This window comes from Deltaproteobacteria bacterium (assembly GCA_020848905.1).
Lineage (GTDB): Bacteria > Myxococcota_A > Polyangia.
Map to the genome: position 1 here is coordinate 1 of JADLHG010000026.1, position 12,673 is coordinate 12,673.

Annotated in this window: 11 protein-coding genes; 6 read left to right on the forward strand and 5 right to left on the reverse strand. The window is 70.0% G+C overall.

Annotated elements, in window-relative coordinates; all coding sequences use genetic code 11:
• Positions 1 to 387, reverse strand: a 387-nt coding sequence (locus tag IT371_10170) for a hypothetical protein (GenBank protein MCC6748013.1), incomplete at its 3' end; no start/stop codon positions are given.
• A gap of 411 nt (positions 388 to 798) precedes the next feature.
• On the opposite strand from IT371_10170, the gene IT371_10175 reads away from it, so the two are divergent.
• The 3 genes from IT371_10175 to IT371_10185 all read left to right on the forward strand — a co-directional run bounded on the left by IT371_10175 (position 799) and on the right by IT371_10185 (position 2,647).
• Entirely contained in the window at positions 799 to 1,356 is a 558-nt protein-coding gene (locus IT371_10175) for a hypothetical protein (GenBank protein MCC6748014.1), read from the forward strand.
• A 92-nt stretch (positions 1,357 to 1,448) separates the two neighbouring features.
• On the forward strand, positions 1,449 to 2,354 hold the full coding sequence (locus IT371_10180; GenBank protein ID MCC6748015.1) for a hypothetical protein: 906 nt from the start codon (positions 1,449 to 1,451) through the stop codon (positions 2,352 to 2,354).
• A 50-nt stretch (positions 2,355 to 2,404) separates the two neighbouring features.
• Complete coding sequence (locus IT371_10185) at positions 2,405 to 2,647, forward strand: hypothetical protein (GenBank protein MCC6748016.1); 243 nt, start codon at positions 2,405 to 2,407, stop codon at positions 2,645 to 2,647.
• A gap of 9 nt (positions 2,648 to 2,656) precedes the next feature.
• Here IT371_10185 and IT371_10190 read toward each other — a convergent pair whose 3' ends face one another.
• Positions 2,657 to 3,427 carry an alpha/beta fold hydrolase gene (locus tag IT371_10190; protein ID MCC6748017.1) on the reverse strand — a complete coding sequence of 257 codons (771 nt, stop codon included), beginning with the start codon at positions 3,425 to 3,427 and terminating at the stop codon, positions 2,657 to 2,659.
• A gap of 60 nt (positions 3,428 to 3,487) precedes the next feature.
• Between IT371_10190 and IT371_10195 the strand changes: the two genes are divergently transcribed.
• On the forward strand, positions 3,488 to 5,167 hold the full coding sequence (locus tag IT371_10195) for an AarF/ABC1/UbiB kinase family protein (GenBank protein ID MCC6748018.1): 1,680 nt from the start codon (positions 3,488 to 3,490) through the stop codon (positions 5,165 to 5,167).
• 12 nt (positions 5,168 to 5,179) lie between these two features.
• Here the strand turns inward: IT371_10195 and IT371_10200 are convergent, their stop codons facing one another.
• Positions 5,180 to 5,416 carry a galactosyldiacylglycerol synthase gene (locus tag IT371_10200; GenBank protein ID MCC6748019.1) on the reverse strand — a complete coding sequence of 79 codons (237 nt, stop codon included), beginning with the start codon at positions 5,414 to 5,416 and terminating at the stop codon, positions 5,180 to 5,182.
• A 131-nt stretch (positions 5,417 to 5,547) separates the two neighbouring features.
• On the opposite strand from IT371_10200, the gene IT371_10205 reads away from it, so the two are divergent.
• Positions 5,548 to 6,849: a hypothetical protein gene (locus tag IT371_10205; GenBank protein MCC6748020.1), complete on the forward strand. Its 1,302-nt coding sequence runs from the start codon at positions 5,548 to 5,550 to the stop codon at positions 6,847 to 6,849.
• Positions 6,846 to 8,033, forward strand: a complete 1,188-nt coding sequence (locus IT371_10210) for a hypothetical protein (protein ID MCC6748021.1) — start codon at positions 6,846 to 6,848, stop codon at positions 8,031 to 8,033. Before IT371_10205 ends, IT371_10210 begins: the two co-directional genes overlap by 4 nt.
• 50 nt (positions 8,034 to 8,083) lie before the next feature.
• Here the strand turns inward: IT371_10210 and IT371_10215 are convergent, their stop codons facing one another.
• Positions 8,084 to 10,126, reverse strand: coding sequence for a urocanate hydratase (locus IT371_10215; GenBank protein ID MCC6748022.1), 2,043 nt, complete (start codon positions 10,124 to 10,126; stop codon positions 8,084 to 8,086).
• A complete protein-coding gene (locus tag IT371_10220; GenBank protein MCC6748023.1) occupies positions 10,126 to 12,627 on the reverse strand; it encodes a glycogen/starch/alpha-glucan phosphorylase in 2,502 nt (833 codons plus the stop codon). Before IT371_10220 ends, IT371_10215 begins: the two co-directional genes overlap by 1 nt.
• Between the last annotated feature and the right edge of the window lie 46 nt (positions 12,628 to 12,673).

Below are 12,673 nucleotides of genomic sequence, written 5' to 3' on the forward strand. Positions count from 1 at the left end.
GAGCAGCTGACCCTTACGATTCCGCCCAAATAGCGAGGAGGTGCAGTGTGAAGCGTTCTTCAGTACGTAGGCGAGGGCTGCGCGCACCTCACTCGGTGTGCGCAGGATGTGCTGATGGTAGCGGTCCTGAAAGACGCGCCCCTTGCGGCCCACGGTCTTATTCAGCGTGTGCGCGAGCCGGATCGCCAGCGCGCGCAGGCCTCGCATCAGCACCTCCCGGTCCTTTGCTTCGGTCACGAGGTGCAGGTGGTTCTTCTGGATCGAGTAGTGGGCGAGGTTCAGGCCAAACCGCCCCGCCGACTTGACGAACGCCGTCTCGATCGCGCGAAGCTGCTTTTTGCTCCGCAGGTTCGGTAGCCCCTCCACCACCTTCATCGTGACGTGCACGGGGAATCGGCTGGCCAGGAGTGGCCGTGCGCGATGCGGCAGTCCGCTTCCCGGCTGTTTCTTCCGCCCCGCGCCATTCCGCTTTCCACCCCACCCCGTCGCCTCGCGCATAGGCAGTGGAAGCTGCTTCGCAGAACCCGCCGGCGCACGGGTGCCCGAAGACCGGTCATCGCCCGAGGGGGATTTGCGTTTGCGTGCCAGCATGAATAAGGCTAATATTAGCAGAACGCTGGTTCTACGTCAAGAGAGGCTCTTGCACGAACAGAAGACCTCCCCGCCGCACCGGTCCCCCCCCGCCCTCCGTGTGCGCCCACCGCCGCCCGCGATCACACCCCACGACTGCCACCATCTGGTGGCTTGCGAGCGACCGTGCTATGGAGGGCTCCGCACGACGTATCAGCGGAGGAATCCATGCTCACTTTTCGAAGAGTCACACTTCTCGGCGGCGGGCTCGCCCTCGCGCTCGCAGCCTGCTCGAGCAACAGCAGCACGCCGGACACCGGCACCACGCGGGATGGCGCCGCGGCGGACAGCGCGGCTGCCGACGGCCCGGCGAAGGACGCCAGCGCGCAGCAGGACATCAAGCGCTCGGACCTGCACTTCAAGGACTCCACCTCCGTGGTGGACCTGGGCATCGTGATGCCCGACGGGCTCTCCTCGGGAAAGGACGGCGCGATGCAGGCGATCTGCGACTCGTTCGCCACGGCCTACGAGAAGCAGGTCGAGAACGCAAAGAAGTGCTCTCCCTCGGCTCCCGGCGTGCAGTGCACCGTACGCGTCGAGCTCGACAAGCTCCGCTGCGGCTGTCCGACGTATATCCACGGCGACGCCACGGCGGTGCTCGCCAAGATCAAGGCCCTCTGGGACGGCCACAAGTGCAAGGTGGCCGGCTGCCCCGCGGTGGTCTGCCCGCAGCCGAAGAGCGGGAGCTGCGAGGCCAGCTCCGGTCGCTGCAAGGACCAGACGTAGCGTCCAGCCTGCCCGCGTGCGGCGGATCACCGCCCCGCCCTCCCTTCTGTCGCTATCGTCCGCTTCCTAACTTGGCTTGATGGAGCAGACCCATGTCGCGACGTCGATACTCGCTGTCCACTCTCGCCTTCACCTCGCTGCTCGTGGGGTGCACGAGCTCCACCACCCCCGCGACGACGGACGCGGGTGGCAACGCGCCTGACGGAGCGCGCACCGACGGAGGCGGCGTCACCCCGGACGGCCGCGCGGGCGGCGACGGCGGCGCCTCGGAGGCTGGCGGGGGCGCGATGCTCCGGATCTACGTGAAGGGGGATCTGACGCCCATGCAGCTTAACGACGGGCTGTCGGGGCAGACGCCCAAAACCTACGAGATGGGCCTGACCCGGTTCGAGGTGCTGCGCTCGGCGACCGACCCGAGCCCGGTCCTGGTCTTCGATCACGGGGCGACGCCGCGACGCGTGGACCTGAAGGGCACCACCCTCGCGGGGGAGGCGCCGCTTAAGCAGCTCCCCGCGGGGAGCTACACCCACGGACGCATCGTGCTCGCCTGGGGCAAAGCCACCGTGGACGCCACCGTGCACGCCCAGGGGATGACCATCCCCGGGGAGCTCACCCTGCGAGGAGCGCTCAGCGACACCAGCCTCGACGGCAAGAGCTACAAGCAGGGCGAGGCCGAGTACACCTTCAAGGTGGCCACCGTGGAGCGGAGCCTGAAGGGCTCGCTGCCCGCCCTCCCCTCGACGGGCGGCGGCCAGGTCTCGCAGAGCGGCGGCAAGACCTACCTCACCTTCGCCTTCCCGAAGCCCCTCGTCCTCTCCCCGAGCGCCACCAAGGACCACCGCGCCACGATCGTCTACAAGATCTTCGAGTCCTTCCGGTGGCAGGAGGAGAGCAAGGCCGGCTACGCCACCAAGGTCTTCGACGTGGACGCGGACGGCCCGTCGAGCGAGCCGGTGAAGAACTTCGGCGCGCTTGACTACGCGGTGGAGACGGAGTGACGCCTCCATCTCTACTACCCCTCGGCGCGCAAATCACGTAGCGTCGCCCCATGACCGACGAGCCGGAGCGAACCGCCGCCCCGAAGCGCACGAAGCGCCCCCGCTGGAAACGCGTCGGGCGCCTCGTCGCGCGCAGCGGGAAGGCGGGCACGAAGACGAGCGCCATCGTGGCCGCGCTCGCGCCGCATCTCGCGGGGCTCCTCCTGCACGTGATCCCCCACGTACCGCACCTCTTCATCCCGCTCCTCGGACGGAAGAAGGCACCGGACGACGACGAGGGGAAGGGCCCTTAGCTCCGCGCCCTACGCCGAGAACGACGCCGCGGAAACGACCGCCGCGAGCGCCTCCGGCCGCTCCCAGTAGGCGAAGTGCCCGGTCCGCGCGAGGAGCTCGAGGCGCGCGCGCGGGATCGCCCTCGCGAGCCGCTCCTGCAGCTCGGGCGGCGTGATCCGGTCGTCGGCCCCTCCCACGACGAGCGTCGGGACCTTCACCTCCGGAAGCTGCGCCGTCAGGTCCGCCGCGTCGCAGGCGAGGAAGTCCGCCCGCAACAGCGCCGGCCCGCACTGGACGTGGCGCGCGGCCCAGAGCTCCACCTGCCTGGCGCTCGCCGTCGGGGAATAGCCTCGCGCCGCGAGCCACGCGGTCACCGCCTCGGGCCGCCCTAGCCGGGGGCCGAGCTCGGGATCCAGGCCGAGGCGCGCCGCGCTCGAGAGCAGCACCAGTCCCGCGAGCCGCTCCGGATGCCCGAGCGCCAGCTCCAGCGCCACCGCCCCCCCCATCGAGTGCCCGAGCACGACGTACCGCCCGAGACCGAGCCGCTCGGCCAGCGCGAGCGCCGCGTCCCGATACGCGCCGAGCAAGCTCTCGGGCCTCGGCAGGGGCGTGAGCGCGGGACTCCGCCCGTGTCCCGGTAGGTCGAGCGCCACCACGCGCCGCCCGCGACCGAGCCGGTTCGCCAGCTCGAGGAAGTGCAGCGAAGAGGCCCCCGCCCCGTGGAGCAAGAGCACCGCCGGTCGCCCTTCGCCCCGGACGCGGTAGCACAACCTTCGGCCGTTGATCTCGACGAGCGGCACGGCGCCACTCTACCTACCTTCGTTGACCGGCCACAAGCGGGTCAGTATTCTGCCGGCCGCATGTCCCTCCTCGGCACCGTTCGCGACCTGGACCGCCTGCGGCAGATCACCCAGGTGCTCGCGCGCCACGGCTTCGGCGAGCTCGCGACGCGCCTCGGCCTCGGCAAGGAGGGCAAGGCCGAGGACGGCACGCCGCTCCCCCGCCCGCTTCTCGGCGAGCGGCTGCGCCTCGTCTTTCAGGAGCTCGGACCGACCTTCATCAAGCTCGGCCAGCTCCTCTCCACGCGCTCGGACCTCCTCCCCGAGGACGTCGTCGCCGAGCTCTCGCGGCTGCAGGACGCCGTCCCGCCGATCCCCGAGGCTGCCGTGCGCGAACAGGTGCAAGAGGCCCTCGGCGCGCCGATCGAAGAGCTCTTCGTCACCTTCGACGCGACCCCGCTCGCCTGCGCCTCGGTGGCCCAGGTGCACCGCGCGACGCTGCGCCTCCCTGACGAGCCGGAGCCGCGACTCGTGGCCGTGAAGGTCCAGCGCCCCGGGATCGCCGTCACCGTGCAGCGCGACCTCGAGCTCCTGCACCTCCTCGCGCGCACCCTCGAGCGAACGCTCCCCGCCACACGCGTCTATTCGCCGGTGGGCCTGGCCGAGGAGTTCGACCGCACGATCACCGCCGAGCTCGACTTCACCATCGAAGCCCACAACGCCGAGCAGTTCGCGCGCAACTTCGAGGGCGACCCGGCGGTGCGCTTCCCGCGCATCTACCGGCAGGTCTCCTCGCGGCGCGTCTTGACGATGGAGTTCCTCGACGGGCTCAAGGTGGACAAGGCCGTCGAGGCCGGCGCGAGTGCGCAGTGGGTGGCCGAGACCGCCGTGCGGGTGCTGCTCAAGATGCTCTTCGAGGACGGGTTCTTTCACGCGGACCCGCACCCGGGCAACGTGCTCGTCCTGCCGCGCCCGGCGGACGGTGGCTACGCGCCCGCACAGCCGCTCGTCTTCGGCCTGCTCGACCTCGGCTCCGTCGGCTTTCTCCCCCCGCAGCTCCGCGACGGCACCGTGGACCTGATCATCGCCGCGGCCCGCAATGACGCCGAGGCGATCGCCGACGCGCTCCTCTCGCTCGCGCGCCCCGGACGCAAGGTGGAGCTCGAGCCCTTCCGCCAGCACGTGCGCAACGTGTCTCGCAAGCACCTCGGCCGTCCGCTGAAGGAGATGGAGGGCTCGGCGCTGCTCCGCGACCTGATCGTCGGCGCGATGAAGTTCGACCTCGAGATCCCGACCGAGCTCACCATGATGACCCGCGCCATCCTCACCGTGGAGGGGGTGGGGAAGCAGCTCTACCCCGAGCTCGACCTGTTCGGCGTCGCGAGACCGCACCTCGCGCGCATCGTCTGGCAGCGCTACCACCCGATGCGCCTCGTGGGCGAGCTCGGCCGCGGCGCCGGCCGCCTCGGCACCCTCGCCCGCGACCTGCCGATGCAGCTCCACGAACTGCTCGAGGACCTGCGCCACGGTCGGCTTCGCGTGCGCACCGTGGACCCGGCCGCCGCACGCGCCACCGAGCGTCTCGGCCGCCGCCTGCGCGCCGCGATCGTCAGCACGGCGCTGCTCGGCAGCGGAGTCGCGTTGCTCGTTGCGGGAAAGGAACCGGCGCTCGCGAGGGGCCTACTCTGGGCAGCCCTCGCGGCCTTCGCGCTGCACCTGATCGGGGACCTACGCGACGGAAAGAAGCGGGCGGGAGAATGACCGCGCGCGACGCTATTCCTCTTCCCAGCCCACCTCGAGCCCTTCCCCGTCCCCGAGGGCCTCGCGCAACAGCTTCAGCAGGGCGGGCGGGCACCCCTCCTCCTCGAACACGTCCAGGGTGTCGGCGGTGAGGTAGTACTCCCGATCCTCCTCGCTCTCCTCCTCGAGGTTGTCCTTCAGGAACTGGAGCTGCTCCTCGGAGATCTCGCCGATGGTGTCGCCACCATCCGCCGAATAGAGTCGAATCATCGCATCCTCCAGCAGGCTGCGAGCCCTCGATGGGCTCCCCGTCGACGCCTCGTCGACGCCCACCATCCTACCCATTCGCATCGCCGTCGCCAACCGTTGCCTTCACCGCGAAAAAACGATACCTGTCTGCCATGCATCGGCTCCCGGCGGCTCGACGGCCCCTCCGTCTCGCGCTCTTGCGCCCGGTCAAGTGCGCGCTTGCATTCGTCATCTTCCTCCACGCGGGACGCGCGCCCGCGAAGCTCGCCGACGTCGGCCCCTTGGGTCTCCCTCCCGAGGCCAAGCGCAAGCGATACGCCCCCGCCGTGCGCCCCTACCAGCCCCGAAAGCTGCCGGACCACGGCCTCTCCGACACGATGCCCGCCGCCGGGAAACGCGCGCGGGGCTTCTACCTCACCCCCACCTGGGTGAAGAAGTTCGGCGCGCGCACCACGGCCCGCATGTTGAAGCGCGCCCATCTGAACGCGGTGGTTCTCGACCTCAAGGACGACTTCGGCCACCTGCTCTACCCGAGCCGCCTGCCGCAGAGCGAGGGGGTGCGCTATCCGCTGATCAAGGACCCCGCCGCGCTGGTCAAGGCCTTCCACGACGAGGGGATCTACGTCATCGCGCGCATCGTCTGCTTCAAGGACAGCCGCCTGCCCGTCGTGCGCCCGGACCTCTCGGTGCGGATCGGGCAGGGGGCGCGGCGGCTCTTCTCCGCCGGAGCGGGCTGGATCGACGCCTACTCGGCCGAGGTGCGCGACTACGTCGTCGGCATCGCGCTCGAGGCCGAGAGCTTCGGCTTCGACGAGGTGCAGTTCGACTACGTCCGCTTCCCGAAGGGCAAGGCCGGCACCCTCGGCGTCTGGCTGCACCAGGACGGGCGCGACCGCGCGAGCCTCATCGCGAGCTTCCTCGAGCAGGCCGACCGGGCTCTGCGCATCCCGCTCTCGGTGGACATCTACGGGCTGACGACCCTAGTGGACGGGGACCCGCGCCGCCTCGGGCAGACCATCGAGCTCATGGCCAAGTACGCCGACGCCGTCTCGCCGATGATGTACGCCAACGGCATGAACAGCTACTTCAAGGAGAACCGCGTCACCGAGCGCGTCTACGACCTGATCCATTGCGGCCTCTGGCGCGCGCGGCAGAAGGCGAAGGGGATCGTGCTCAGGCCCTTTCTGCAGTCCTACCCGGCCAGCGTCTCCTTCTTCGGCCCCGAGTTCATCCTCAAGCAGATCGACGCCGCCCGCCGCGCCGGGAGCGAGGGCTTCCTCTTCTGGAACGCGAGCATGAAGAACGGCGTGGCCCTCGCCGCGATCCGCACTCTCGGCTCGAAGCGCCTCGACGAGCTCGGCTCCGCGCCGGACCTGCACCTGCAGCGCGGCAACGTCCCGACCGCGTGGTGCAAGAGGAGCGCGGAGATCTTCGACGGCAAGGAGAGCGAGTGATCCCCTGGCGCCTGGCCCCCCGGCTCCTCGGCGCGGCCGCGCTCCTCGCCGCCTGCAACAGCGCGCCGCCACTGCTCGACGGAGGCACGCGTGACGTCTACCTCTATCCCGACGGGGCGAGCTGGACCCGGGACGGCGGGGCGATCGACGGCGGGCGGCGCGAGGCCTCCACCGACGCCCGCCCCGGCGATGCAACGCGCACCGACGGGACAGGCTCCGACGGATCGATCGATTCCTGCAGCTTGCCCCCGTTGCGCCTCGGGCCAGGCTACTGCGTCGATACACGTGTGAAGCTGGCCGGTCCGGTCGAGGCTCTCGGCCTGCGCGCGCCCTACCTCTTCACCCTCACGAAGCTCCCCATGACCCTGGCGCTCGACCGCACGCGCCTGCTGGCTGGCGGCGCTCTCGGCGCGAAGGATCCCATCTGGGCCACGGCGCTTTCCCCTCAGTTCACCTACCGCGCCAGCCCGTTTCTCGACGTCTCTGGCCTCGAGACGGCCGCCTTAGCCTACGGCACGGTCCAGGATCCGGAGGGGGTCCAGCTCGACCTCGCGAGCAAGGCGACGGGCTCCACGCAGCTCTTCGGCCGCACGGCGCCCGACGCCTTCGACGCGGTCTGGATCGCCGACAAGACGCTGCTCGTGCTCGCGAAGGGGGTGGACACCGCCAAGCAGGGGGCGGCCGTCTACGCCGTGACCCACGACCCGGCCGCCTGGCTCACCTCGTACACCGCGCGACGACTCATCACCGGCCTGTCGCAGACGCATGGCTCCCTCGCGGTGGGCACCGACTGGGTCGCGGTGAGCGAGCTACAACCGACGACCAAGCAGCAGCGTTTCTGGGGCTTCACCCTCGCCGAGGTGAAGTCCGCGCTGAGTCAGGGCAAGGAGCTCGCGCTCACCGCCGACGGCGACGTGATCCTGAACGAGGCCACGAGCGACGCCGAGGGGATCGGCGCGCAGCTCGCGGTGACGCTGACGGGAAGCGCCTCCTCCTTCGCCGGGGTGCGCACGGTCGACCTGCGCGTGATCGGCGACCGCATCGGTGTCAGCGTCGCCATGACCTCGGTGGTGGAGCCCGGCGGCACGGCCACCGTGAAACAGCTCACGAGCGACGGCGGGAAGCTCGGCCTGTACGTCGTGAACGGCGCGACCCACGAGCTGGCGATCCTGCGCCGCAAGTAGCTCCGCGATCACCGACCCCGGAGCGGCCGTTTAGACCGCCCCCTGGCCCGCTATCCACGCTCTCCGTAGGCCGCGCGCACGGCGGCGTCCACCAGCGCCTCGTCGGCCGCCTCGGGGAGCGTCACGCGCAGCCGCGGCTCCTCGGTCATCGCGCGCCCGATCGAGGAGACCGCCCCCCGGTTCCCGCCCCACGCGCGACGCGCGATACCGTGGTTCACGTCGAAGTGGAGCATGCTCCGCACGCGCGCGTCCGCCTCCGCGCTCCCGTCGAGCACGAGGCCGAAGCCGCCGTTCATCACCTGCCCCCAACCCACCCCGCCGCCGTTGTGGAGCGAGACCCAGGTGGCCCCGCGGAAGGCGTCGCCGATCACGTTGTGCACGGCCATGTCGGCGCACCGGTTGCTGCCGTCGCGAAGGTCCGCCGTCTCCCGGTACGGAGAGTCCGTCCCCGAGACGTCGTGATGGTCGCGCCCGAGGACAATTGGTCGCGCGATCCGCCCCTCGCGAAGGGCGCGGTTGAAGGCCAGCCCGAGGCGCACGCGCCCCGCCGCGTCCGCGTAGAGGATGCGCGCCTGCGAGCCCACCACCAGCCGGTGCTCCTCGGCGTGCCGGATCCAGCGCAGGTTGTCGAGGAGCTGCTGCCGCGTCTCCGGCACCGCCTCGGCCGCGAGCGCCTCGAGCTCCGCCGCCGCGATCCGATCGGTCAGCCGCAGCTCCTCCGCCGAGCCGCTCGTGCAAACCCAGCGAAAGGGGCCAAAGCCGTAGTCGAAGCAAATCGGCCCCATGATGTCCTCGACGTAGGACGGGTAGCGAAAGCCCCCGTCGGCGCGAAGCACCTCGGCCCCCGCGCGCCCCGCCTCGAGGAGAAAGGCGTTGCCGTAGTCCCAGAAGGCCATCCCGCGCGACGCGAGCGCGTTCACCGCCTCGACCTGCCGGCGGAGCGAGGCCTGCACCCGCTCCTTGAACGCCGCCGGGTCCCGGACCATCAGCTCCTGCGCCGCCTCGAACGAGAGCCCGGCCGGGTAGTAGCCGCCGCCGTACGGGTTGTGGAGCGAGGTCTGATCCGAGCCGAGCTCCACCGCCACCCCTTCGCGCGCGAGCCGCTCCCAGAGGTCCACCACGTTGCCGAGGTAGGCCAGCGAAAGCGGCGCCCGCGCCCGACGCGCGCGCTCCACGCGCACGAGCACCCGGTCGAGGTCCGTCTCCACCTCCTCGACCCAGCCCTGCTCGTGCCGCTTCTTCGCGGCGTGCGGGTTCACCTCCGCGACGACCCCCACCGCCCCGGCGATGACCGCCGCCTTGCCCTGCGCGCCGCTCATCCCCCCGAGACCCGAGCTGACGAAGAGCCGCCCCCCGAGCCCCTCCGCGTCGCCGAGGCCGAGATACCTCCGCCCCGCGTTGAGCAGCGTGATCGTGGTGCCGTGCACGATCCCCTGCGGCCCGATGTACATGAAGCTCCCGGCCGTCATCTGCCCGTACTGCGTCACGCCGAGCGCGTTCAGCCGCTCGTACTCCTCGGGCGAGCCGAAGGCGGGGACCACCATCCCGTTCGTGACCACCACCCGTGGCGCCTCCGGCCCCGACGGAAAGACGCCGAGCGGATGCCCCGAATAGAGCACCAGCGTCTGGTCCCGCTCGAGGTGCGCCAGGTACTGCATCGTCAGCCGGTACTGGGCCCAGTTCTGGAAGACCGCGCCGTTGCCGCCGTAGGTGATGAGCTCCTCGGGATGCTGCGCCACGGCCGGGTCCAGGTTGTTCGCGATCATGTGCATGATCGCCGCCGCCTCGACGCAGCGGGCCGGGTAATCGTCGATGGGCCGCGCCCGCAGCGCGACGTGCGGCCGATAGCGCCGGAGGTAGATCCGGCCCTCCCGCGCCAGCTCCTCCGCCAGCTCGGGAGCGAGCGCCGCGTGGTGCGCCCGCGGCACGTAGCGCAGAGCGTTCCTCAGCGCCAAACGCCGCTCCGTCGCGGAGAGGACCTGCCGGCGGCTCGGCGCGTGGCTCACCCCCGCCCCCCCCGGCGGCGCCTCGGGCAACGTCTCGGGGATCCCCTCGAGGATCTCCCGCCGGAAGGCCTCCAGCTCGCCGGACATCACTTCAGCTCGATGGGGTACGCGTGCACCTTCCAGATGTCATGCGCGTACTCGCGGATCGTACGGTCGCTCGAGAACTGCCCCACCTGGGCCACGTTCCTTAGCGACATACGGTGCCACCGCGTCCAATCGGCGTAGGCCTCGTCGATCCTGAGCTGCGCCTGCCGATAGGTCTCGAAGTCCGCGAGGAGCAGGTAGTAGTCGGAGTGGAGCAGCGACTCGACGATCGGCTGGTAGAGTCCCGGGTGGTCCGGGTTGAAGTACTCCCCCGCGAGGAGGTCCAGCACCTCGGCGACGTGCGGATTCTCGTGGTAGAGGCGCCGCGGCTGGTAGCCCTCGCGCCGCAGCCGGTCCACCTCCTCGACGGTGTGGCCGAAGATGAAGATGCTCTCGGGCCCCACGGCCTCCGCGATCTCCACGTTCGCTCCATCCAGCGTGCCGAGCGTCACCGCCCCGTTCAGCGCGAACTTCATGTTCCCCGTCCCCGAGGCCTCGAACCCGGCCGTCGAGATCTGCTGCGAGACGTCGGCCGCCGGGAAGAGCGCCTCGGCGGCGCTCACGCTGTAGTTGGGGAAGAAGAAGACCTTGATCCACTGGCTGACGTGCGGGTCGGCGTTCACGCGCTGCGCGATGTCGTTGATGAGCTTGATGATCAGCTTGGCCATGGCGTATCCCGGCGCCGCCTTGCCCCCGAAGAGGAAGGTCCGCGGCGTGCGCAGATAGCCCGGGTTGCGCTTCACCTGCAGGTAGAGGTGAATGATGTGCAGCGCGTTCAGGAGCTGACGCTTGTACTCGTGCATGCGCTTGACGTGAATGTCGAAGATCGAGTCGGGGTCCAGCTTGAGCCCGAAGAGCCGCCCGATGTGGTTCGACAGCCGCACCTTCGCCTCGCGCTTCACGAGCGACAGGTCCTGCAGGAACCCCTCCTCATTGGTGGCCTCGTTCAGCCGGCTGAGCTCGTCGAGCTTGGTAGGCCAGGCGTCTCCGATGCGCCGCGTGATGAGCTCCGCGAGCGGCGCGTTGCACGAGAGGAGCCAGCGGCGCGGGGTCACGCCGTTGGTCTTGTTGTTGAACTTGCGCGGCCAGATCCGATGGAACTCGGGCATCACGCGGTGCTTGAGCAGCTCCGTGTGCAGCGCCGCCACGCCGTTGACCGAGAAGGACCCCACCACGGCCAGGTTCGCCATGCGCACCATCTTGTGCGTCCCCTCCTCGAAGAGGGAGACGTGCCGCACCAGCTCCGGGTCGTTCGGGAAGCGCTGCCGCACCTCCTCGAGGAAGCGATGGTTGACCTCTTCGAGGATCTGGCCGTGGCGGGGCAGGAGGCTCGCAATCATCTCCACCGGCCACTTCTCCAGCGCCTCGGGGAGGAGCGTGTGGTTCGTGTAGGCCATCGAGTGGGTCGTGATCTCCCACGCCTTCTCCCAGTCGTAGCCGTGCACGTCGAGGAGCAGGCGCATCAGCTCCACCACCGCGAGCGAGGGATGCGTGTCGTTGAGCTGGAAGACCACCTTGTCGGCCAGGTTGTCGAGGGTCCCGTGGTTCGAGAGGTGCCGGCGGATCGCGTCCTGCAGGGTGGCCGAGACGAGGAAGAACTGCTGCCGCAGCCGCAGCTCCTTGCCCGAATAGACGTTGTCGTTCGGGTAGAGCACCTTGGTAATGCTCTCGGCCATGACCTTGTGCTCGACGGCGCGGATGTAGTCGCCCGCGTTGAAGTCCTCGAAGTCGAAGTCCGCCGTGCCGCGCGCCTCCCAGAGGCGCAGGGTGTTCACCGTGTTGTTGCGAAAGCCGGGGATCGGCGTGTCGTAGGCCGTGGCCAGGATGTCGTGCGTGTCGACCCAGCGGTGCCTGAGCCTTCCCCGCTCGTCAGCGTAGACCTGGACCCGCCCGCCGAAGCTGATGCGCACGTTGTACTCGGGGCGGGCGATCTCCCACGGGTTCGGCAGCCTGAGCCAGTCGTCGGGCTCCTCGACCTGTCGACCGTCGCGGAGCTCCTGCCGGAAGATGCCGTAGCCGTAGCGCAGCCCGTAACCGTAGCCGGGGATCTGCAGCGTGGCGAGCGAGTCGAGGAAGCAGGCCGCGAGGCGCCCGAGGCCGCCGTTGCCGAGGCCCGCCTCGGCCTCGAGGTCCTCGAGCTCGTCGAGCGAGTAGCCGAGCTCGTCCATGGCCTGGCGGAAGGGCTCGAGCAGCCCGAGGTTGACGAGCGCGTTGTGCAGCGCCCGCCCCATCAGGTACTCCATCGAGATGTAGTACACGCGGCGCGCGTCGGCCTGGTAGTAGGTCTGCTGGGTGTTGATCCAGCGCGTGATGAGCGCCTCGCGTACCGACAGGCACAGGGCGTGGAACCGGTCGCGCGGGGTGGCGGCGATCTCGTCGCGGCCGAGATAGGCCTGGACGTTGCGTACGAACGAACGCTTGATCGATTCCACGTCGGAGGCCACCTCGGCCGAGCGCCAGAGCGTCGGCCGCGGGCGGCGGGGGCTTTCATTGGTCTTCAGCATTCGTCCTCCCTCGGACTGGGCGGCCATTGTAGCGGATTCTCCCGCT